The 19,470-nt window shown below is 66.6% G+C and carries 20 protein-coding genes and 2 riboswitches; of the genes, 11 read left to right on the top strand and 9 right to left on the bottom strand.

The genetic code is table 11. The features are described 5' to 3' along the window. Window position 1: 1 nt before the first annotated feature. Window positions 2–772, top strand: a complete 771-nt coding sequence (locus GM910_RS15200) for a cobalt-precorrin-6A reductase (protein ID WP_159588658.1) — start codon at window positions 2–4, stop codon at window positions 770–772. Here GM910_RS15200 and GM910_RS15195 read toward each other — a convergent pair. The 7 genes from GM910_RS15195 to GM910_RS15160 are packed head-to-tail and all read right to left on the bottom strand — an operon-like array spanning window position 736 to window position 9,056. Next, the gene (locus GM910_RS15195) at window positions 736–1,500 is read right to left on the bottom strand and encodes a precorrin-3B C(17)-methyltransferase (RefSeq protein ID WP_159588656.1); all 765 of its coding nucleotides are present in this window, start codon (window positions 1,498–1,500) and stop codon (window positions 736–738) included. The genes GM910_RS15200 and GM910_RS15195 overlap by 37 nt on opposite strands. After that, on the bottom strand, window positions 1,497–2,222 hold the full coding sequence (locus tag GM910_RS15190; RefSeq protein WP_159588654.1) for a precorrin-2 C(20)-methyltransferase: 726 nt from the start codon (window positions 2,220–2,222) through the stop codon (window positions 1,497–1,499). The genes GM910_RS15195 and GM910_RS15190 overlap by 4 nt, the downstream gene beginning before the upstream one ends. Continuing rightward, the gene (locus GM910_RS15185; RefSeq protein ID WP_159588652.1) at window positions 2,219–2,848 is read right to left on the bottom strand and encodes a precorrin-8X methylmutase; all 630 of its coding nucleotides are present in this window, start codon (window positions 2,846–2,848) and stop codon (window positions 2,219–2,221) included. Before GM910_RS15185 ends, GM910_RS15190 begins: the two co-directional genes overlap by 4 nt. After that, window positions 2,845–4,242 (bottom strand): nitrite/sulfite reductase, encoded by a 1,398-nt coding sequence (locus tag GM910_RS27305; protein ID WP_246226160.1) that lies wholly within the window; start codon window positions 4,240–4,242, stop codon window positions 2,845–2,847. The genes GM910_RS15185 and GM910_RS27305 overlap by 4 nt, the downstream gene beginning before the upstream one ends. After that, window positions 4,239–7,580, bottom strand: coding sequence for a cobaltochelatase subunit CobN (cobN, locus tag GM910_RS15170; protein ID WP_159588650.1), 3,342 nt, complete (start codon window positions 7,578–7,580; stop codon window positions 4,239–4,241). Before cobN ends, GM910_RS27305 begins: the two co-directional genes overlap by 4 nt. Before the next feature lie 4 nt (window positions 7,581–7,584). Continuing rightward, a complete protein-coding gene (gene cobW / locus GM910_RS15165) occupies window positions 7,585–8,622 on the bottom strand; it encodes a cobalamin biosynthesis protein CobW (protein WP_159588648.1) in 1,038 nt (345 codons plus the stop codon). Next, window positions 8,619–9,056 (bottom strand): DUF1636 family protein, encoded by a 438-nt coding sequence (locus GM910_RS15160; protein ID WP_159588646.1) that lies wholly within the window; start codon window positions 9,054–9,056, stop codon window positions 8,619–8,621. Before GM910_RS15160 ends, cobW begins: the two co-directional genes overlap by 4 nt. 38 nt (window positions 9,057–9,094) lie before the next feature. Continuing rightward, a riboswitch (cobalamin riboswitch) is annotated at window positions 9,095–9,299 on the bottom strand. Between the two features lie 61 nt (window positions 9,300–9,360). Beyond that, window positions 9,361–9,558: riboswitch (cobalamin riboswitch) on the top strand. Window positions 9,559–9,594: 36 nt separating this feature from the next. Between GM910_RS15160 and GM910_RS15155 the strand changes: the two genes are divergently transcribed. From GM910_RS15155 to cobO, 4 genes are all read left to right on the top strand, one after another. Then, on the top strand, window positions 9,595–9,771 hold the full coding sequence (locus GM910_RS15155) for a CbtB domain-containing protein (RefSeq protein ID WP_159588644.1): 177 nt from the start codon (window positions 9,595–9,597) through the stop codon (window positions 9,769–9,771). Window positions 9,772–9,889: 118 nt separating this feature from the next. Then, on the top strand, window positions 9,890–10,624 hold the full coding sequence (locus tag GM910_RS15150) for a CbtA family protein (RefSeq protein WP_159588642.1): 735 nt from the start codon (window positions 9,890–9,892) through the stop codon (window positions 10,622–10,624). Beyond that, the gene (gene cobU / locus GM910_RS15145) at window positions 10,617–11,132 is read left to right on the top strand and encodes a bifunctional adenosylcobinamide kinase/adenosylcobinamide-phosphate guanylyltransferase (RefSeq protein ID WP_159588640.1); all 516 of its coding nucleotides are present in this window, start codon (window positions 10,617–10,619) and stop codon (window positions 11,130–11,132) included. The genes GM910_RS15150 and cobU overlap by 8 nt, the downstream gene beginning before the upstream one ends. 1 nt (window position 11,133) lies before the next feature. After that, entirely contained in the window at window positions 11,134–11,748 is a 615-nt protein-coding gene (gene cobO / locus GM910_RS15140; RefSeq protein WP_159588638.1) for a cob(I)yrinic acid a,c-diamide adenosyltransferase, read from the top strand. 18 nt (window positions 11,749–11,766) lie between these two features. Here cobO and cbiB read toward each other — a convergent pair whose 3' ends face one another. Further along, window positions 11,767–12,735 (bottom strand): adenosylcobinamide-phosphate synthase CbiB, encoded by a 969-nt coding sequence (gene cbiB, locus GM910_RS15135; protein WP_159588636.1) that lies wholly within the window; start codon window positions 12,733–12,735, stop codon window positions 11,767–11,769. On the opposite strand from cbiB, the gene cobD reads away from it, so the two are divergent. Together cobD and GM910_RS15125 are read left to right on the top strand one after the other, a co-directional pair. Continuing rightward, window positions 12,734–13,780, top strand: coding sequence for a threonine-phosphate decarboxylase CobD (gene cobD / locus GM910_RS15130; protein WP_159588634.1), 1,047 nt, complete (start codon window positions 12,734–12,736; stop codon window positions 13,778–13,780). The genes cbiB and cobD overlap by 2 nt on opposite strands. Further along, window positions 13,777–14,283, top strand: coding sequence for a tyrosine phosphatase family protein (locus tag GM910_RS15125; RefSeq protein ID WP_159588632.1), 507 nt, complete (start codon window positions 13,777–13,779; stop codon window positions 14,281–14,283). Before cobD ends, GM910_RS15125 begins: the two co-directional genes overlap by 4 nt. A 44-nt stretch (window positions 14,284–14,327) precedes the next feature. Here the strand turns inward: GM910_RS15125 and GM910_RS15120 are convergent, their stop codons facing one another. Next, a complete protein-coding gene (locus GM910_RS15120) occupies window positions 14,328–15,017 on the bottom strand; it encodes a TetR/AcrR family transcriptional regulator (protein ID WP_159588630.1) in 690 nt (229 codons plus the stop codon). A gap of 242 nt (window positions 15,018–15,259) precedes the next feature. On the opposite strand from GM910_RS15120, the gene GM910_RS15115 reads away from it, so the two are divergent. The 4 genes from GM910_RS15115 to GM910_RS15100 all read left to right on the top strand — a co-directional run bounded on the left by GM910_RS15115 (window position 15,260) and on the right by GM910_RS15100 (window position 19,465). Then, window positions 15,260–15,838, top strand: a complete 579-nt coding sequence (locus tag GM910_RS15115; protein WP_159588718.1) for a transglycosylase SLT domain-containing protein — start codon at window positions 15,260–15,262, stop codon at window positions 15,836–15,838. A 194-nt stretch (window positions 15,839–16,032) separates the two neighbouring features. Beyond that, a complete protein-coding gene (locus tag GM910_RS15110) occupies window positions 16,033–17,310 on the top strand; it encodes an ABC transporter substrate-binding protein (RefSeq protein WP_159588628.1) in 1,278 nt (425 codons plus the stop codon). A 77-nt stretch (window positions 17,311–17,387) separates the two neighbouring features. Then, window positions 17,388–18,416 carry a carbohydrate ABC transporter permease gene (locus GM910_RS15105; protein WP_159588626.1) on the top strand — a complete coding sequence of 343 codons (1,029 nt, stop codon included), beginning with the start codon at window positions 17,388–17,390 and terminating at the stop codon, window positions 18,414–18,416. Beyond that, on the top strand, window positions 18,413–19,465 hold the full coding sequence (locus tag GM910_RS15100; RefSeq protein ID WP_159588624.1) for a carbohydrate ABC transporter permease: 1,053 nt from the start codon (window positions 18,413–18,415) through the stop codon (window positions 19,463–19,465). The genes GM910_RS15105 and GM910_RS15100 overlap by 4 nt, the downstream gene beginning before the upstream one ends. Window positions 19,466–19,470: the final 5 nt, after the last annotated feature.

Raw genomic sequence — 19,470 nt, 5'->3', positions numbered from 1 at the left:
GATGAACCCTCGGCACGTTCTCATCCTCGGCGGCACCGGCGAAGCGCGCCGGCTCGCCGAAGCGCTCGTTCAAGAAGGCGGGCTGCGCGTTACCCTCTCGCTGGCCGGCCGCACCGCCAACCCGCGCATGCAGGCCGGCGACGTGCGCCGCGGCGGCTTCGGCGGGGCGGAGGGTCTTGCGCGGTATATCCGCGAAAACGGCGTCGGCATCCTGCTCGACGCCACGCATCCCTTCGCCGCCCGCATTTCGGAGAACGCCGCGCGTGCGGCGAAGCAGGCGGCGGTACCGCTCGTTTCTCTGGAGCGCCCGCCCTGGCAAGCCGTCGATGGTGACCGGTGGATCGAGGCGGAGAATGCCACGGAAGCGGCCAAGCTCCTCGGGGCAGAGCCGCGCACGGTGTTCCTCGCCATCGGCCGGCAGGAACTCGCTCCCTTCGCGGCCTTTCCGTGGCATTTCTACATCGTGCGCAGCGTCGACCCCGTGGAGCCTGCCGCCGCGCCCGCCAACGCGCGCTTCATCCACGAGCGCGGCCCCTTCGACGAGGCGGCTGAGCGAGCGTTGCTTGAGAAGAACGGTGTCGAGATCGTCGTCGCCAAGAACAGCGGCGGCAACGCGACCTACGGCAAGATCGCTGCCGCACGGGCGCTCGGCCTGCCGGTCGTCATGGTGCGCCGCCCGCACCCGCCCGCAAGCGACGCGGTGGCCACTGTGGAAGCAGCGATAGAGCGCATCCGTCATCTCGCCTGCCTCCCGGCCGAGCGCGGGGAATAGACGAGCGGCGGCCGGCCCTCGCGCGCAACGACACGCGTCTCCGCCGAGCCCACGATGACGCACGTCGCCATATCCGCCTGGTCGGAGCGCGCCTCACCCAGCGTCGTGACCGTCATGCGTTCGTCGGGCCGGCCGGCGGCACGGCCGAAGATGACGGGCGTGGCTGGTGCAAGAATTTCGCGCAAAATCTCGAACGCCCGGCCGAGCTGCCACGGCCGCGCGCGGCTCACGGGGTTGTAGAAGGCAAGCGCGAAACCCGCTCCCGCCGCCGCCCGCAGCCGCGCCTCTATCAGCTCCCACGGCTTCAGGTTGTCCGACAGGGACATGGCGCAGAAGTCATGACCGAGCGGAGCGCCCGTGCGGGCGGCTACGGCGAGCATGGCCGTGACGCCGGGCACCACGAGAAACTCGATGTCGCGCCATTCGGCAGGGCCTGCTTCGATCGCCTCGCAAACGGCAGCGGCCATGGCGAAGACGCCGGCATCCCCTCCGGAGACCACGGCCACACTGCGGCCGGACGCCGCCATCTCGAGCGCCGCGCCGGCGCGCGAAAGCTCTTCCCGGTTGTCGGAAGCATGGCGCGTCTGGCCGGGCGCAAGCTCGAGCCGGTCGAGATAGGGCGCATAGCCGAAGAAGTCGCTCGCCTCTGCAAGGGCGGCGCACGCCTCCGGCGTCATCTGGTCCGGGCTGCCGGGGCCGAGGCCCACCACCACGATCCGGCCGCTCATGGCCTGTCCCTCCAGCCCGGAACCAGCACGATGGAGAAATAGGCGGCCTCGTCGTCCGCCTTGTCCGCAAGCCGTATCGTGGCCATGGCCGCCATGGTGCCGCGCTCCACGAAGATGGCCTCGCCAAGCCTGCCCGTCGCCTGAAGCGCACGGCGGATCTTTGCGAGATTTCGCCCCACTTTCATGATGACGCAGGCCTCAGCATCATCGAGCCGACGCTGAAGCTCGGTTTCCGGCAGCGTTCCCGGCAGCACCGAAAGCACATCGTCGCCCTGCACGATGGGCAGGCCCACGGCCGACCAGCAGCCTGACATCGCCGTAATGCCGGCGATCACCTCCGTCGGATAGCGGTCGGCCAGCCGCACATGCAGATGCATATAGGAGCCGTAAAACAGCGGGTCGCCCTCGCTCAGGACGGCAACGGTGCGCCCGGCCGCCAGATGCGCCTCCACGGCTTCCGCCGCCTCCTCATAGAAGCAGGAGATGGCCTCGCCATAGGCCGGTGCGCTTTTCGCAATCTCGGTCGTCACCGGGTAAAACAGCGGCAGCTCGACCACATCCGCACGCATATGCGCCGCGACGATGGCGCGCGCATTGCTGCCGTTGCCCCGCTTCGCGAAATGCGCCACCACATCGGCCACGCCAAGTGCCTTCACCGCCTTCAGCGTAAGAAGCTCCGGATCGCCCGGCCCGGTGCCGACGCCGATCAACCGCCCGCTCATATACCCGTCCTCGCCAACGCATTCACCGCCGCTGCCGTCATGGCGCTGCCGCCGAGCCGCCCCCGAACGATGGCGAAAGGAATACCGTGGCCGCCTGCCGCCAGCGCCTCCTTCGATTCCGCCGCGCCCACGAAGCCGACCGGCATACCGATAATCGCAGCGGGCCTCGGCGCCCCCGCTTCGAGCATGTCGAGCAGGTGGAAAAGCGCCGTCGGCGCATTGCCAATGGCGACCACCGCGCCTTCGAGACGCTCCCGCCAAAGTTCGAGTGCAGCGGCCGAGCGCGTGTTGCCGATCCTCCCGGCGATCTCGGGCGTACGCGGATCACGCAGCGTACAAAGCACCTCGTTCCCGGCCGGCAAGCGCGCCCGTGTGATGCCATGCGCCACCATTTCGGCATCGCAAAAGATCGGGCTGCCTGCCGCCAGCGCTGCCCGCGCCGCCTCCACGAAGTCGGGAGAGAACACAAAGTCGCGTGCCGCCTCAACCAGCCCGCAGGCATGGATCATGCGCACCGCCACATCCGCCTGCGCCTCGGAAAAGCGCGAAAGATCGGCCTCCGCCCGGATGATGGCGAAGGATTTCTCGTAGATGACCTTACCGTCGCGGATGTAGTCGGTTGTCATGGGCGTTGCCTGAATTGTTCCTCGGCCAGCTCGCAAAGCAGGGCCTTGAGATCGGATGGGATGGCGGTGCCTTCGGCGCTGATCTCAAAACCGCCCTCGACACCCATCAGCGTCACCGACGCGCGGGAGGGGCGGGCGCACTGCTTGCCGCAGCCTGAAAGATGCAGTTGGTAGTCGCCGTCGAGCAGGTCCGGCCGGCTTGCGACGATCCTGTCGGCGAGGTGCCTTGTGGCCAGATGTGCCGAGGCACAGGCGGGTTTACCCGCGCAAACGGCGATGGAAAGGCGCGGATCGTCGGGCTTGGCGATGAGACCGAGGCGTTCGGCGGCGGCTAAGAGCGCCGTGCCCTCATGTTCTCCCACGCCCAGGACGAGCAGGCCCCTGCCGCGCGCGAGGCACACGCCCCGCTCTTCTCCGATGGCTTGCACCAAGGCGAGAAGGGCACCGCTTTCGATCTGCCCGTAGGCAAGCGCCATCCCCGTCGCCCGCCCACCGCCGACAAGTGCGAACCGGCCCACCGGCGAGCGCATGGGTTCAGCAGATGTGGCGCTAGAGGCCGGTTCGCAGCCCGTAACCTTAGCCAGTTCAGCATCTGAAAGATTGCGCGCCCGCGCATCGGCACCGCGTTCGGCAACGGCTTTTAGGATGCGCAGGGTAGTTTCCGCCGCATCGGCCTGCGCGAAGTGACCCAGTTCGCGAGCGGTGGCAGAGGCACTGCCGACGCGAAGGCGCCATGTGGTACTCGTGTCGGAGAAGGTGTGCCCTTTCACGCCCCCCTCCGTCCTGCCGGACATCTCCCCCACAAGGGGGGAGATTGATCGGCCGCTAGCGCCGGCCCCCTCTTCCGAAATTTGGAAAGACGTTGATGACAGCCGACCTCCCCCCTTGTGGGGGAGATGTCCGGCAGGACAGAGGAGGGCGCGAAAGCCAGCCACGGCTTCCAGCTTCACGTCCGCAAACACCCCGCCAAGCCCCAGCGAACCACCACCATCGACTGTCACCGAAACTTTCGGCCCCAGCCGCGAACTCAGCCCCAAGGCTTCACAGCGCTCCCAAATCTCGCGGGCCAGCCCGCGCGGATCGGCAACCTCCCCGGCGTCGAGCCCGGCTAACGGACTGATATCGACCGGCAACCCGGAGCGCACCTCGATCCCCAGCGCCTCCACCTCCACGCCAAGCGCGACCGCGCTCTCCTCCGTCAGTCCCCGCACCTGCAGGCTGCCGCGAGCGGTGATCTCCAGAATACCGTTGCCGAGCCTCTCCGCCACCCGCGCAAGCCCCGCCAGTTGGCGCCCGGAAAGATGGCCTCCCACAGGGTTGAGACGGGCGAGCAGGCCGTCGCCGGTCTGCATCGGCGCGGAAAGCGAGGGGCAGGCGCCACGGCGAAGGCTCATGCAACCTCCTCCTGCTTGCGTGCTTCGGCGATCAATTCCGCAAGGCCGTCGTCCACCGCATTGCGGCGCGGGTGCCAGAGGCCGCGTCGGCGTGCGTCGGCAAAGCGCTCGGCAATGGCGCGGAGCGCCGCCGGATTTTCCCGAAACAGGAAGTCGCACACCCGCCTGTCTTCCAGATAGGCGGCGTGAACCGCCTCGATCAGTCCCCCGGGGATCGCGTTCGTCGTCTCGGCGAAGCCGACGAGGCGATCCACGGTCTCGGCAAACTCGGCCGCCCCCCGCGGCCCATGCCGCAACTGGCCTTCGATGAAGCGCGGGTTGAGCGCGCGGGCGCGCACGGCGCGCGTGACGGCAGACGTCAACGAGCGGGCGCGCGGACGTTCGGGATCCGTCGTATCGAGCACGACGAGATCCGCCTTGCCGCCAAGTGCTGCAAGTGCCGCGGAAAAGCCGCCGATGAAGGCCACGTCGGCGGAACCTTCGAGGATATCGCGGCCTGGATCGTCGCCTGTGTGCACCAGCAAGTCGGCCCGGCCGACGCGTTCCGCGAAGGCACCGGGCGCCGCCCGCCCCTCTCCTTCCGCCCCGCCGAAAACGTGAGAGGCGGCTTCGAGATAGGCCTCGCCGAGTTCCGAGCGATCCTGCCAGTCGCCACGCGCGAGACGCTCCTCGATACCCGCGCCATAGGTGCCGGGGGCGGAGCCGAAAATACGCGCCGGCACCCTTCCCTCGCTGCGTCCCGCGGCGGCAAGCGGGTTCTCGTCCTGCGTCTCGTCGCGCGCGGCGACGGCGGCAACGGCGGCGTCGATCAAGGCGATCTGCGTCGGGAACATGTCGCGGAACAGCCCCGAGATGCGCCAGGTGACATCGATGCGTGGGCGGCCGAAGGCGGCAGGCGGCAGCACCTCGATGCCGGTCACGCGCCCGGTGGCGGCATCCCATTGCGGGCGGCAGCCCATCAGCGCCAGACCTTGCGCAATCTCTTCGCCCCCCGTGCGCAGGCTGGCGCTGCCCCATAGGTCGAGCACCAGCGCGCGCGGGTAGTCGCCGTGCTCCTGCAGATATGCCCGCACGATCTCATCGGCGGCGGTTGTGCCGAGCGCCACGGCAGTAGGCGTCGGCAGCGTGCGCGGATCGGCGGTGAAAAGATTGCGTCCTGTGGGCAGCACATCGGTCCGACCGCGCGACGGCGCGCCCGACGGCCCGGGCGGTACCCGCTTGCCGTCCAGCGCAGCGATGAAGGCGGTACGTTCGCGTTCCGCACTCTCGACCCGCAGTGGATCGGCTTCGCCATCGGCCGCACGGCCGTAGATGTGAAGCCCATCCTTGATGGCGAAATCCTTGAGGTCGCAGAGCCACGCATCGATGCGCAGCAGTGCTGCTTCCGGGTCGTCCCCCTCGTCAACACCGGCCTCGCGGGCAAGACCGGTGTTCTGCGCCGTCTCCACGATCAGCTTTGCCAGCCGGTCGCGGCGGCGGCGGTCGAGGCCGTCGGCCTGCGCATATTCGTCGACCAGGCGCTCCAGCGCCTGCTGCTCATCGCTCAAGCCGGCACCGACCAGTGGCGGCGTCAGATGGCCCAGCGTCACGGCGGCGATCCGCCGCTTGGCCTGTGCCGCCTCGCCCGGATTGCTGACGATGAAGGGGTAGACCACCGGCGGCGGACCAGCCACGAGCTCGGGGAAACAAGTGCCGCTCAATGCGACGGCCTTGCCCGGCAACCATTCGAGCGTGCCGTGCGCACCCAGATGGACAAGTGCGTGGCAGCCCAGCCCCTCACGCAACCACAGGCCGAAGGCGATAAGCGGATGGCCGGGCGGCAGCACTGGATCGTGATACTCCGTCCTGCGGTCCGCCGCGCGGCCGCGATCGGGCGCAAAAGCCACAGTGATGTTGCCGAAGCGCGCTGCGCGGAAACAAAAATCCTCGCCCCCCGGCACGCCCCAGGCGGTCTCTACCGCGTTGCGCGCCTCCTGCGGCAGGTGTGCGAAGGCGGCGGCATAATCTTCGGCGGCTATGCCGGCCCTCTCGCGCTCCAGAAGGCGCATCAGGGCGCGCGGCGTCTCGGGAACATCCTCCACCCGATACCCTTCCGCCTTCAGGTCGTGCAGCATGGCGATGGCGCTTTGCGGCACGTCAAGCCCGACCGCATAGCCGCTGCGCCCCGTTGCGGCCGGATAGTCCGGCAGGACGATGGCGATGCGCCGCCCCACGCGCGGTGTGGATTGGAGCGCAAGAAAGGCGGCCAACCGCTCGGCCACCTGTGCCACCCGATCCGGCTCCGGCCGGTTGACCTGCAGGCTGACCGCCAGCGCCGGGTCCGGCGCCTGCCTGTCCTTGAAGGAGATCGCCCCGGCCATGATGCGGCCGTCGAGTTCCGGCAGCACCACATGCATGGCGAGATCGGCGGGTGCCATGCCGCGCTGGCCGCTCTTCCATGCCTCGCGCCGGGTTGTCGCGACGGCAACCTGGAAGACCGGCAGGCCGAGCCGGTCGAAGAGGCATTCTTCCGCGCCCTTGATGCCGCTCGCAAAGGCGGTGGTGGTGATGAGAGCGGCGGGCCGCAACGCCTCTACCGCCTCATCCAGAAGCTGCCGGGCGGAGGAATCGCGCAGCGTGGAAACGAAGACAGGCACCGCCAGAACGCCCTTCTCGTCCAGCGCACGGGCAAGCGCATCGATTGGCGCCACATCGTTGGCCAGCAGCATGGAGCGGTAGAAAAGCACCGGCACGACCGGCCGGCCCGACGCCGCCAGCGACCGGTAGTGCGCCAACCCGGTGACACCTTGGCCCGGCGCATAGTATCCGGCGCGCGCCAGCGCCCGCGCCTCGCCCACCGAAATCTCGCGGCCGGCAAGGCGCGCCATATGGCGCACGAAAAGCGCCATGTTCTCGGGCCCACCCTCACGGAAAAAGCCGAGCAGGGTTTCGTAAGTCTCCCCGCAAACCGTCGAAAGCGCGGCAAGCCGCTCATCGCCCTCGCGGCATTCGCCGGGGAGCAGAATGAGCGCAATGCCACGCTCGCGGGCAACCGCCGCCAGCCTGTCGCAGCCGTAGCGCCACCAGTCGTAGCCGCCGAGGACACGCGCCGCCACGACCTTCGCATGGGAAGCCACGCTGTCGATCCATAGATCGACCGACATGGGATGGCGCAGGTCGCCGAGCGCGGCGAGCCGCAGCGAGGGCAACGTCTCCCGGCCAGCCTTCCACGCCGCCGCAATCCCCGCCAGGTCGCTGTCGGTAAACGATAGCGCGACCATCTCCGCCGGCGTCTGGCGAAGGTCTACCGGCTCGATCAGATCCTCGAGCGAGGCGGAGCTGGTGGCGAGGATATGCATCGTCTCATGCCGCCAGAAGCTTCTCGACCGCCGCCCGGTCGAGGCCCTTGAGGCCAATGACGACGAGGCGCGTCGACGGCGCTTCTTCTGCCTTCCAGGGACGGTCGTAGTGATGCGTCACGCGCGGGCCGACGGCCTGGACGAGAAGCCGCATCGGCTTGCCTTCCACATGCGCGAAGCCCTTCAGGCGCAACACATTTTCCGCTTCCGCCGCGAGTGCCACCTTGCGCGCCAGTTCATCGGGGTTGGCGACCGCCGGCAGCTCGATGACGAAGGTGTCGAAATCGTCATGTTCGTGGTCGAGCACGCCGTCATGGTGGGTCTTGCGGTTCTCGATATCGTCCTCGACGGCAAGGCCGAGACCGAGAAGCACGCCCGGATCGACATTGCCGTTCATCCCATGCACGACCTTGACGGCGTCCGAGAGATGGCCGGCCATCGCGCCCATGGCTCGGGCAAGCGCCTGCTCATCCAGAAGATCCGCCTTGGACAGGATGACGAGATCGGCGCAGGCGACCTGATCCTCGAACACCTCCTCGACCGGATCGTCGTGGTCGAGCGACGCGTCGGCGGCGCGCTGCCGCTCCAGCGCCTCCAAATCGGCGGCAACTTGTCCGTCCGCCAGCGCCGGCCCGTCCACCACCGCCACCACGCCGTCGACGGTGACGCGGTTCTTGACGTTCGGCCAGTTGAAGGCCTGCACCAGCGGCTTGGGCAGCGCCAGGCCGGAGGTCTCGATAAGGATGTGATCGACCTTGGGATCGCGCGACAGGATCTTGTCAAGCGCCGGCACGAAATCGTCGGCAACCGTGCAGCAGATGCAGCCGTTTGCAAGTTCCAGAACGTCATCGTCCGCGCAGCCTTCGATGCCGCAGTTCCTCAGAATTTCGCCGTCGATGCCGACATCGCCGAACTCGTTGACGATGATGGCGATGCGCTTCCCGTTCGCGCGCTCCAGCACGTTGCGGATAAGGGTCGTCTTGCCGGCTCCCAGGAAGCCCGTCACGACGGTACAGGGAACGCGGTCGAACGAAACGGTCATGGGACCTCCTTCAGGCTGTCGGTTGTGGGGATGCGCGCGATAAGGCCACGCTTCAACGATTCCGGACGCTGCCGAAACGGCATGAAACCATCGCTCGAATTGGCGAAGAGTTCGGCTCCGGCGATAAGATCCGGCCCGCTGTGGGGCTCAAGCTCGCCGAAGACATAGCTCCACGACCCCTCGCGCAGGATCGCCGCGCTCAAGCCCCGCTTGCAGTTGCCGAGGCAGGCGACCTGGCGCACACGCACATCGGCGCCTTCCGCGGCTTCTACCGTGCTCCTGGCAAGCAACGCGCCGGGGCGTGGCAGTTCCTCGGGGTCGGTGGAGCGGCGGCAGGAACTGCACACGACGACGGTGACCGGACTGATTCGGTCGGCATCGCCGGAAGCGTCTATTGAGAGGGAGTCCGCCCGATCTGGTAAGCCGTCAGCCAAGGTCACGTCCTTTGCCCGGGTCACCCGCCGGGCGGTCAGGATTAAGTTTCGTGACGGCAGGTCTCCTGGCTTACGGATCGTCGCCCTGCCGCCGCCTTCCCGAAGCACCCGGCTTCAGTGGCGTGTGGCGGAGAGCTCTCCGACTACAGTTGCGGGGACAGCTGCGGAATTGCCCGAAGGCGCACCGCATTCCCTCTTAGCTCCCACCCTGGCGGATGGAAGACCGTCGCCGACCATTTAGAGGGGCAGCGGCTATGCTGTCAACGCAGGATAATTTCGTCTTGTCCCGGCGCGCATTTCGTTTAAGGTCGGCCCTGTCGTCGGTTCCCTTCGGGGACGAAAAGAGGGAACGCGGTAAGGGCTTTTTGCCCCGATCCGCGGCTGCCCCCGCAACTGTGAGCGGCGAGCTTGCGCCCAAGAGCCACTGGAGCATTTCGCTTCGGGAAGGCGGGCCAAGTGAAGACCCGCGAGCCAGGAGACCTGCCTACGACGAGACGAAACCGCAAGAGCCCTCGGGTGGAGGGTAGAGGATTTGAACATGACTACATCCACGACCTTTGGCGCGCTCGAATCCGCAAAATCGCGCGTTCTCCCGCTTCTCATGACCGGGCTGCTCGGCGTCTTCATCATCGCAGTTTCCGGCTTTGCGCAGATGGACGTCGTCCACAACGCCGGACACGACTATCGCCATTCCATGGCTTTCCCCTGCCACTAGATCACGCCCCCTGCTGACCGCTGTTTCGCTGCCGCGATTCGTCTGGTCACGACTTGCATGATCCATGACCGAAAGGCCGCCGCCTTTCGGACCAAAACTTCAAGCAGAGGTCGAATCCATGTCCGTTTTCAGAAACGCGGTGTTCCTTGCCGCCATCGCCGGGCTTTTCGCCGGCATCGTCATGACGGGGCTGCAAAGCTTCTTCACCGTTCCGCTGATCCTTCAGGCCGAAACCTACGAAGCCGCCGCGCCCGCCCATGATCACGGCGCCCACGATCACGGCGAAGGCGCAGCTGCCGACCACCACCACGACGAAGAGGCCTGGGCTCCGGCTGACGGAGCGGAGCGCACCTTCTACACCGTCCTTGCCAACGTCGTGACGGGCATCGGCTTCGGTCTGCTGCTCGTCGCCGCCTCGGAGATCGCCGGCGGCATTGCGGGCTGGCGGCAAGGCGTCGTCTGGGGCTTCGCCGGCTTTGCCGTCTTCACGCTGGCGCCGGGGCTCGGCCTGCCTCCGGAACTCCCCGCCATGCCGGCGGCCGACCTTTTCGCGAGGCAGGTATGGTGGATCGCCACGGTCGGCGCCACGGCGGCCGGGCTTGCCCTGATCGTGTTCGGCCGTTCGGTGTTGCTCGCCGTGCTGGGCGTTGCGCTGATCGTGGCGCCGCATGCCGTCGGCGCACCACAGCCGGCAACCCACGAGACGCCGGTTCCGGCCGACCTGCACCAGCGCTTCGTGGTGGCCGTGACGGTCACCAACCTCCTGTTCTGGCTGGTGCTTGGTGCCGCCATGGGCTTCGTGCGCGCACGGTTTTCCGGGCCCCTCGGCACGCCGCAGAACAGCCTTGCCTGACGGCCGCCAATTGACCTTCGTCCTCGGCGGGGCGCGCTCCGGCAAGAGCCGCCACGCCGAGGCGCTGGTGGCAGCCTCTCCGCCGCCGTGGACCTACATCGCCACGGCAGAGGCCTTCGACGCGGAAATGCAGGCGCGGATCGCGGAGCATCGCGCCCGGCGCGACGAGCGCTGGACGGTCCTCGAAGCGCCGCTGGAACTTGCGGAGGTCCTTGCCGGGACCGCTGAGGGAGAGCCGGTTCTGGTGGATTGCCTGACGCTGTGGCTGACCAACGTGATGCTCGCCGGGGATGACGTGGGGGCGAAATGCCAACAGTTGATCGACACTCTCAAGCGCCCGCGCGGGCCCTGGGTCCTCGTTTCCAATGAGGTCGGCCTTGGCATCGTACCGGACAATGCGATGGCGAGGCAATTCCGGGACGCGGCGGGCAAACTCAACCAGATGGTGGCGGCAGAGGCCGACAGCGTCGTCTTCATGGTCGCCGGCCTGCCGATGAAGGTGAAGTGACATGCGCGAGATCGAAGACCGTGAAGCCGAACGCCATAAGGCCAAGATGGCCAAACGCAAGGCCGTGCAGGATGCCGAGGTGGCCGACAAGAACGTCGAAAAGGGCCTCCTGATCGTCAATACGGGGCCTGGCAAGGGCAAGTCCACCGCCGCCTTCGGCCTGGCGCTCCGCATGCTCGGCCATGGCCGGCGCGTCGGCATCGTGCAGTTCATCAAGGGCGCCTGGCATACCGGCGAGAAGGACGCGCTCAAGCGCTTCGGCGACCAGGTGGAGTGGCATTCGATGGGCGAAGGCTTCACCTGGGAGACGCAAGACCTCAAGCGCGACATCGCGGCCGCCGAGCGGGCGTGGCGGAAGGCGCTGGAACTGATGGCGGAGCCTTCCTTCGGCCTCGTCATCCTCGACGAGCTCAACATCGCGCTGCGCTACGACTATCTCGATCTGGACGCGGTGGTGAGGGCACTCAAGGCGAGAAGAGCCGGTCTCCACGTGGTGGTGACCGGCCGCAACGCCAAGCCCCAACTCGTCGAAGCCGCCGATCTGGTGACCGAGATGGGACAGGTGAAGCATCACTTCTCCGCCGGCGTGAAGGCGCAGAAGGGTGTCGAGTTCTAGCCATCCCCCACAGGCTCATCAGCCATGCAGAAAGAGAAGCCCCGCCACGACGCCCATGAGCGCGATCAGAATTGCATCGGCGGCCCTATAGAGGCGCAGCGCGCGGCGGATGTCGGCCGCCATGGCCTCGCGCCGCCCGCCCTCTCCCATCAGCGCGTCGTCGACCAGCACGCCGCCATAGTTGCGCGGCCCCGCGAGTGCCAGCCCCAGTGCACCCGCCATGGCAGCCTCCGGCCACCCGGCGTTGGGCGAACGGTGCCGCCCCGCGTCGCGCTGCACGGCGCTCCACGCTTTCGCCGCCGAGCCCGCCCCCGTAACCCACGCCGCCGCTACGATCAGCAGTGCCGTCAGACGCGAAGCGGGCAAGTTTACGAGATCGTCGAAACGCGCCGCCGCCCAGCCAAAGGCCGCGTGCCGCGGCGTGCGATGGCCGATCATGCTGTCAGCGGTGTTGACGGCCTTGTAGGCGAGCGCGCCCGGCAGTCCAAAAACCGCCAGCCAGAAAGCCGGCGCCACCACGCCGTCGGAGAAGTTTTCGGAAAGGCTTTCAATGGCCGCGCGGGAGACCCCTGCCTCATCGAGCACCGCCGTGTCACGGCCGACGATCATCGAGACGGCCCGGCGCCCGGCTTCCAGCCCCTCGGTCTCGAGCGCCGATGCAACGGCCTCGACGTGCGATGCAAGGCTGCGCTGGGCAATGAGCGAACTGGCGAAGAGCGCCGTGACAAGGAGGCCGGCACCAGCGCCCAGCAGCGATTGCAGTGCCCACCCAACCCCACCCGCGACCGCCACCAGGACGCAGAGTGCCACCACGCCACCGGCACGGCGGCTTCGCAACGTCCAATCCTGCCGGTTGAGCGTCCGGTCGAGAAAGCCGATCAGCCGGCCCATCCACGCGACCGGATGGCCGACCGCGCGAAACAGGCGATCCGGATAACCGAGCGCCAGTTCGATCACGAGCGACAGGAAGGCTAGAAGAACGAACATGGCATTGCTTAGGGACGATCCGGCAAAGGAAGTGACCGATCACGGCGGCAGTCTTTTGCGCGCGGAGGCGCTCTTCCCCGGTGCGCCGAAGCCCTGGCTCGATCTTTCCACGGGCATCAATCCGCATCCCTATCCGCTTTCAGATATATCCGCCAGCGCCTTCCAGCGCCTGCCGGAGCAAGCACAGCTTCAAGCCCTCATGGATGCTGCGGTTGAGGCCTACGGCGCCCCGGACGCTATGAACGTCGCCGCCGCACCCGGTACGCAGATCCTTCTGCCGTTGGTGGCGGGCCTCGCCGCCGGGGGTAAGGCGGCCGTGTTGTCGCCCACCTACGCAGAACACAGGCGCGCCGCCGCCATTGCCGGACATGATGTGGCTGAGGTCTCCGATTTCAGGGCACTCTACGACGCTGACCTCGCCGTCGTCGTCAATCCGAATAATCCCGACGGCCACGTTACCGCGCGTACCGACCTTCTGCATCTGGCAGCGCATATGCGGGCAAAGGGCGGCCTTCTGGTCGTCGACGAGGCCTTCATGGATGTCGGACCGCGCACTGAGGCACTGGACGGCGATGTGGAAGCCGACGGCATCGTCGTGCTGCGCTCCTTCGGCAAGTTCTTCGGGCTCGCCGGCATCAGGCTCGGCTTTGCCCTTGCCGCCCAGCCAACCGCGGACATCCTGCGAGCCCGCCTCGGCCCCTGGGCGGTCAGCGGGCCGGCGCTCGAAATCGGCCGGAGCGCCCTTGCCGATCTCCCATGGCAGGCGGAAATGCGCGAGCGCCTCACCCGGCAAGCATTGGATCTCGATACGCTGCTGGCTGAAAACGGCCTCACCGCCGCCGGCGGCACGCCGCTCTTCCGTTTCCTGCGGACGGTTGATGCGGCAAGCCTCTTCCGGTCGCTCGGCAAGGACGGGATCCTGGTGCGCAATTTCCGTGCCGATCCACACGCACTGCGTATAGGATTGCCTGGAGGAGACGGAGAATTCCACCGGCTGGCGCAATCGCTCCGCCGCTGGCGGAAAGCCGCAGGACAACCGCAATGATCCACGTCACGCCCCTTTCCCAGCTTGCCGCAACGCTGGAAGCGACCAACGCGACCCATCTCATCTCGCTTCTTTCCCTTGAGGCCGAGCCTCCGCGGCCCGCCCATCTCGACCCGTCCTGCTGCCTGCACATCGCCATGCACGATATTGTCGAGGAAATGCCGGGGCTGGTCGCGCCGTCGCGGGCGCATGTTGAAACGCTTCTCGACTTCGCCCAGTCCTGGGACCGCAGGGCGCCGATGGTGGTGCATTGCCACGCCGGCATCAGCCGCTCGACAGCCGCTGCCTATTCCATCGCCGCCGCACTCCAGCCCGACCATGACGAGATGGAGCTTGCCCGGGAACTCCGCCGCCGCGCGCCGTCCGCTACGCCCAACATCCGCATCGTCTCCTTCGCCGACCAGATCCTTGACCGGCGCGGCCGCATGGTCGAAGCGATCCGCGCCATCGGTCGAGGCACGGAAGCCTACGAGGGAACGCCTTTCGTCTTGGATATCCTTTGATGGAGGTCGATATCGGTCGGGCGCCCGCCGTGACCGAGAGGCTATTACCGCAGTGGCGCCCAGCGTTTGCGGGCGTAGAGCTCGACCATCCATCCGATCTCCCGGGCGATGGCGTCGACATCGGAGGCCGGGCCTTCCGCCGCCATCTCGTCGGCCGCCAAAATGGCCTCGGCGATCAGGTGCGCGGCAATGTCGAGTTCCTCCTCCGGCGCCGCATGCACCCCCCGTGCGCGTAGGCCGTCGCGGATGATGGCGGCGAGCCGCGTCCGGAACGCCATTCGTATGTCCCGCAGCATCGGCACGGCGCGCATGGCCCGCATGATCCAGATCCCCCCGGGCCTGCCCCGCGTGATCTTGTTCAGCTGCTTCAGGACCTCGGCGATCTCGTCCGCCGCCTCGGGAAAAGCCTCGACGGCATCCGCCCGCTGCTGCCACAACCCTTCCACCGCTTCCAGCTGCGCCGTTGTCATCCGGCGGGCAAGTTCCGCCAGGATGGCGTATTTGTTGGGAAACCATCGGTAAAGCGCAGGTGGCGTCATCCCTGCCCGTTCGCAGATCATGTTGGTTGAAAGCCGCTCGACCCCCACCTCGCCCAGCAGCCGGCCGGTCACGTCGAGAATGGTCTCGAACGTGCTTTTCGCGCGCTTCTGCGACGGTTGCAGCTTGGCCTCGAGCTGCGTGGCTTTGCGAACAGGCGCACGACGGCGACTTGATCGCTTCCGTGGCGTTTTCAATATCTTCTCACCCCCAAGCGCATTACACCCCGTGCAATGCACAACCCTGCGTGGATGGATGTCATTTTTGCCATCCCTATGCAAGCGCTAGATGCCTGGCACGGGACGCCTGTGCGATCGGCAAAAGCCCGGTGTACCCGCCGCTTCCGTCTCCCAGGTGCCTATCGTGTCGGCCTCTTCCAGCCGATTCCGCCGCCGCGGTTAGGAATTGTTAGAATTTTACGGGTTATGGCCAGCGCATGATGCGCGCCATAATGATCGCCGTTGTGCTTCTGGCGCTTGGCGGCTGTGCCTCCACGCCAGGAAACATCAACGATCTCTGTTCCGTGTTCGACCAGAAGGACGGCTGGTTCGGCGGCTGGTACAGCGATGCCAAGCGCGTCGAGCGTCAGTACGGTGTGCCGGTTCCCGTGCTGATGGCAACCATCCGCGCCGAGTCCGGCTTCAAGGCCAATGCCAGGCCCCCGCGTAAAAAGCTGCTCGGCTTCATTCCCTGGAAGCGCCCATCCAGCGCCTATGGCTATTCCCAGGCCCTCGACGGCACATGGGACCGCTATCGGCGCGAAACCGGCAGGCAAGGCGCCCGCCGTGGCGATTTCGCCGACGCGGTGGACTTCGTCGGCTGGTACCACCGCCAGAGCCACCACAAGAACGGCATCGCGCTCAACGACACCTACAATCTCTATCTGGCTTACTATGCCGGTCACGCCGGCTACTCTAGCGGCGCCTGGCGCAACAACGCACACATGAAGAAAGCCGCCAGCAAAGCAGCCGCCATGGCCAACGACTACGCCTATCAGATGCAGCGCTGCGGACGGTAGGCGCGGCCGCCTTCGAAAACCGGAGTCACCTTCATATCCAATCGAAGGGGTATTCGCCCCTTTTCGGCACCCCTTCCCGCCTTGGGCAGGTGGACGGCAGGGTGCGAAGAGGGCAACATGCGACGGACGCATGCACAGGACCCGCTCATAAGTCGGAAGTGTAAAGAAGTAGTCGGGAAAGGGAGGAGATTTCGATGTTGAGAAAGACGACCCTGGTGGCCGCACTTGCCGCCGCGGCATCGTTCAGTGCTGTAGCCTACGCGCAGGACCCCGTGGAGCTTCGTTTCATGTGGTATTCCGACGGCAACGAAGGCGATGTCATGGCCGATCTTCTGTCCCGGTTCGAGGAGGAGAACCCGGACATCAAGGTCGTGCTCGACAACGTCGCCTACACCGTTATCCGCGATCAGCTTCCCGTGCAGTTGGAGGCGGGCCAGGGGCCGGACCTGGCGCGTGTCACCACGCTGAAGGACCTCGCGCCCCACTGGCTCGACCTGCGCCACCTCGTTGAGGACCCTTCCTATTGGGAGGAGAATTTCGGCAATTATCTCGACTGGATGCGGCCGCAAGACAGCGACATGATCCCTGGCTATATGACGCAGCTCACCGTCACCGGGCCCTTCGTCAACCGCACGCTTTTCGAGCAGGCGGGCGTAGAGCTGCCGGGCGAGGATGCCACCTGGGACGAATGGGCCGAAGCGGTCAAGAAGGTCGCCGAGGACCAGGACATCCCGATCCCGCTCGCAATGGACCGCTCCGGCCACCGCTTCACCGGGCCGGCCATCTCCATGGGAGCCGGATTTATCGGCGAGGACGGCATGCCGGCCGTCATCGACGACGGGTTCAAGGCCATGGCTGAGCGGATCGCTCGGTGGCACGAGGACGGCACCATGTCGCCGGAGATCTGGGGCAGCGTGTCGGGCACGACCTATCGCGGCGCCAACGAGGAATTCGCCAACGCCGAAGTCGTCATGTACTACTCCGGTTCCTGGCAGATCGGCCAGTTCGCCGAAACCATCGGCGACGCCTTCGACTGGGCGGCCGTTCCCAACCCCTGCGGCCCGGCGGCCTGCACCGGCCTTCCCGGCGGCGCCGGCGTGGTCGGCATCAAGTACACGGAGCATCCCGAAGAGGTCGCCCGCCTCATGGACTGGCTGGCGAGCGAGCCGGTCCTGAAAGAGTTTTACGAGCACACGCTCTTCCTGCCCGGCCATGCTGGGCTCACCAAAGCCGGTCTCGACTACCAGTCCGATAATCCGAATGTGAAGGAATCGCTCGATACCTTCGTCGGCGCCGTTGGAAACCTCGCGCCGCTCGCCAATCGCATGCCGGCCTGGGAGTGGGCGAACGTCACCTACTTCGCCATCATCGGCCGCCTCGGCCAAGTGGTCGCCGGCGAGCTTTCGCTGGAGGATGCGTACAGCCGCATCGAGGATGACATAGCGCAACAGATCGAGGAGGCGCAGCGGTAGGGGCGGCCGGGTGCATCGAAGCGTGATCGCGGTTTGGGACCCTCTCCTGCAAGGTCTGATTGGGGCCCCTTGAAGCTATGACAGTCGAAACGCGCCAAGGGATCGGCGGCGGGCATTTCGCCGGTTTGCTGCTCGCACCCGTCCGCTGGGCGATGAACCTCATAGACCGCCCGATGAGCTTTGTGCAGCGGCGCTTTGGGCTCGGCGGCGTGGCGGCCGCGTTTCTCGCGCCCAATATGCTTGTCTTCGGCATCTTCGTGCTGTTCCCGATGACGCTAAACGTCGCCTACTCCTTCACCGGCGGCGGAGCGCTGTTCCTCAACAACCGGGTCTTCGTCGGTACGCTGCAATACGAGACGCTGCTTGCCTGCCGCGACTTCCTCGACGCCGCCTCCTGCCGCGAGGACCGCTTCTGGCGCGCCGTCGGCAACACCGGCTTTTTCGTCGTCGTGCAGGTGACCGCACTTGTGCTGGTCTCGCTTGCCACGGCCCTCGTGCTCAACCGCGAGATGCGGGCGCGCGGCTTCTGGCGCGCCGTCTTCTTTTTCCCGGTGCTCCTGTCGCCTGTGGTCGTGGCGCTGATCTGGAAGTGGATCCTGCAGAGGAACGGCCTCCTGAATGCTGCCCTTTTAGAGCTGGGCTTCGAGCCGGTCCTGTGGCTGGTCAACCGCGGCTGGGCGATGTTCTGGGCCATTTTCCTGTCCATCTGGGCGCATCTCGGCTTCTACACGCTCATTCTGCTCGCCGGCCTGCAGGCCATCCCGCGCGACCTCTACGAGGCGGCCGAGATGGACGGCGCGCCGCGCTGGCGGGTGCTCACCCGCATCACGCTGCCGCTTCTGTGGCCCAACATGGTCGTCGTCATCCTGCTGGCGCTGATCCGCGCCGTGCAGGTCTTCGACGAGGTCTTTGTGCTCACCGGCGGCGGCCCCGGTACCGCAACGCTCTTCCTGGTGCAGTACATCTACGAGACCGGCCTTGCCCAGCAGGTGCGCAATCTGGGGCTGGCGTCCGCCGCCTCCATCCTCATGGCCGTCGTGCTGATCGTGCTGACGCTGATACAGCTTCTTGCCTCGGCCTGGCGCGAGCGGAAGGAGCAGCGATGAGCGGGATTGCCACCTTCCTCACCCGCCGGCGCGGTGGCGCTTCCTGGCACTTCACCGACGTGCTGGCCTGGATCTGGCTTGTGGCCGGGCTTCTGCTGATGTTCGGGCCGGTCATCTGGCTCGGCCTTTCCTCCTTCAAGACCCGCGCGGCCTTGAGCGAGTTCCCGCCGACGCTATTGCCCTACGAGACGGCGATGGTGCACGTCGAAGGCTTCGACGAGCCGCTGCCGCTCTACCGGGTGATGATGGAGGACGGCGAGGAGCATCTGCTGGTTCAGGTCCGTCGCATCGGCACGGTGGCGCAGATGGCGGATCCGGAAGCGCCCGAAGAGATCATCCGCGTGCCGCTAACCGCCCGCCAGCCGGTGCGCGAGATCAAGCTTGCGACGGAAAACTATTCGACCCCGTTCAAGCGCTACAACTTCCTGCGCTATTTCTACAACTCCGTCTTCGTGACGGTGGTGGCGACGATCATCACGCTCATCTTCAACTCCATGGCCGCCTTCGCACTGTCGAAATACCAGTTCAAGGGCCGCACGGCCGTGCTCGCCATCATCCTCGCCACGCTGATGGTGCCGCTTTCGGTGATCATCATCCCGCTGTTCTCGGTCATCAACGGGCTCAACCTCTTCAACAGCCTGTGGGGCGTCATCCTGCCCACAGTGGCCACCCCCACTGGCGTCTTCCTTCTGCGCCAATACATGCTGACCATCCCCGACGAGCTGCTGGAGGCCGCGCGCATGGACCATGCCTCCGAATGGAAGATCTACTGGCGCATCGTCCTGCCGCTCGCCATGCCGGCGGTGGCCGTGCTTGCCATCTTCTCGGTCATGTGGCGGTGGAACGACTTTCTCTGGCCGCTGATCGTGCTATCCGACCAGGAGCTCTACACCCTGCAGGTGGGTCTCAACTCCTTCCAAGGCGAGCTTAACGTGCAATGGCACTACGTTCTGGCGATGACGGTGGTCAGCATGTTGCCTGTCGTGGTGATCTTCGCCTTCCTGCAGCGCTTCATCACCTCAGGCATCGCATCGACGGGCATCAAATAGGCCGC

This window comes from Chelativorans xinjiangensis, from assembly GCF_009812055.1.
GTDB classification, from domain to species: domain Bacteria; phylum Pseudomonadota; class Alphaproteobacteria; order Rhizobiales; family Rhizobiaceae; genus Chelativorans; species Chelativorans xinjiangense.
This window is presented reverse-complemented; position numbering and strand designations above follow the sequence as displayed.

Bases quoted from the DNA above. Each gene is read 5' to 3' on its own strand.
- GM910_RS15200 (WP_159588658.1), top strand. From the start codon at position 2: ATGAACCCTCGGCACGTTCTCATCCTCGGCGGCACCGGCGAAGCGCGC.
- GM910_RS15195 (WP_159588656.1), bottom strand. From the start codon at position 1,500: ATGAGCGGCCGGATCGTGGTGGTGGGCCTCGGCCCCGGCAGCCCGGAC.
- GM910_RS15190 (WP_159588654.1), bottom strand. From the start codon at position 2,222: ATGAGCGGGCGGTTGATCGGCGTCGGCACCGGGCCGGGCGATCCGGAG.
- GM910_RS15185 (WP_159588652.1), bottom strand. From the start codon at position 2,848: ATGACAACCGACTACATCCGCGACGGTAAGGTCATCTACGAGAAATCC.
- GM910_RS27305 (WP_246226160.1), bottom strand. From the start codon at position 4,242: ATGAGCCTTCGCCGTGGCGCCTGCCCCTCGCTTTCCGCGCCGATGCAG.
- cobN (WP_159588650.1), bottom strand. From the start codon at position 7,580: ATGCATATCCTCGCCACCAGCTCCGCCTCGCTCGAGGATCTGATCGAG.
- cobW (WP_159588648.1), bottom strand. From the start codon at position 8,622: ATGACCGTTTCGTTCGACCGCGTTCCCTGTACCGTCGTGACGGGCTTC.
- GM910_RS15155 (WP_159588644.1), top strand. From the start codon at position 9,595: ATGACTACATCCACGACCTTTGGCGCGCTCGAATCCGCAAAATCGCGC.
- GM910_RS15150 (WP_159588642.1), top strand. From the start codon at position 9,890: ATGTCCGTTTTCAGAAACGCGGTGTTCCTTGCCGCCATCGCCGGGCTT.
- cobO (WP_159588638.1), top strand. From the start codon at position 11,134: ATGCGCGAGATCGAAGACCGTGAAGCCGAACGCCATAAGGCCAAGATG.
- cobD (WP_159588634.1), top strand. From the start codon at position 12,734: ATGGCATTGCTTAGGGACGATCCGGCAAAGGAAGTGACCGATCACGGC.
- cbiB (WP_159588636.1), bottom strand. From the start codon at position 12,735: ATGTTCGTTCTTCTAGCCTTCCTGTCGCTCGTGATCGAACTGGCGCTC.
- GM910_RS15125 (WP_159588632.1), top strand. From the start codon at position 13,777: ATGATCCACGTCACGCCCCTTTCCCAGCTTGCCGCAACGCTGGAAGCG.
- GM910_RS15115 (WP_159588718.1), top strand. From the start codon at position 15,260: ATGCGCGCCATAATGATCGCCGTTGTGCTTCTGGCGCTTGGCGGCTGT.
- GM910_RS15110 (WP_159588628.1), top strand. From the start codon at position 16,033: ATGTTGAGAAAGACGACCCTGGTGGCCGCACTTGCCGCCGCGGCATCG.
- GM910_RS15105 (WP_159588626.1), top strand. From the start codon at position 17,388: ATGACAGTCGAAACGCGCCAAGGGATCGGCGGCGGGCATTTCGCCGGT.
- GM910_RS15100 (WP_159588624.1), top strand. From the start codon at position 18,413: ATGAGCGGGATTGCCACCTTCCTCACCCGCCGGCGCGGTGGCGCTTCC.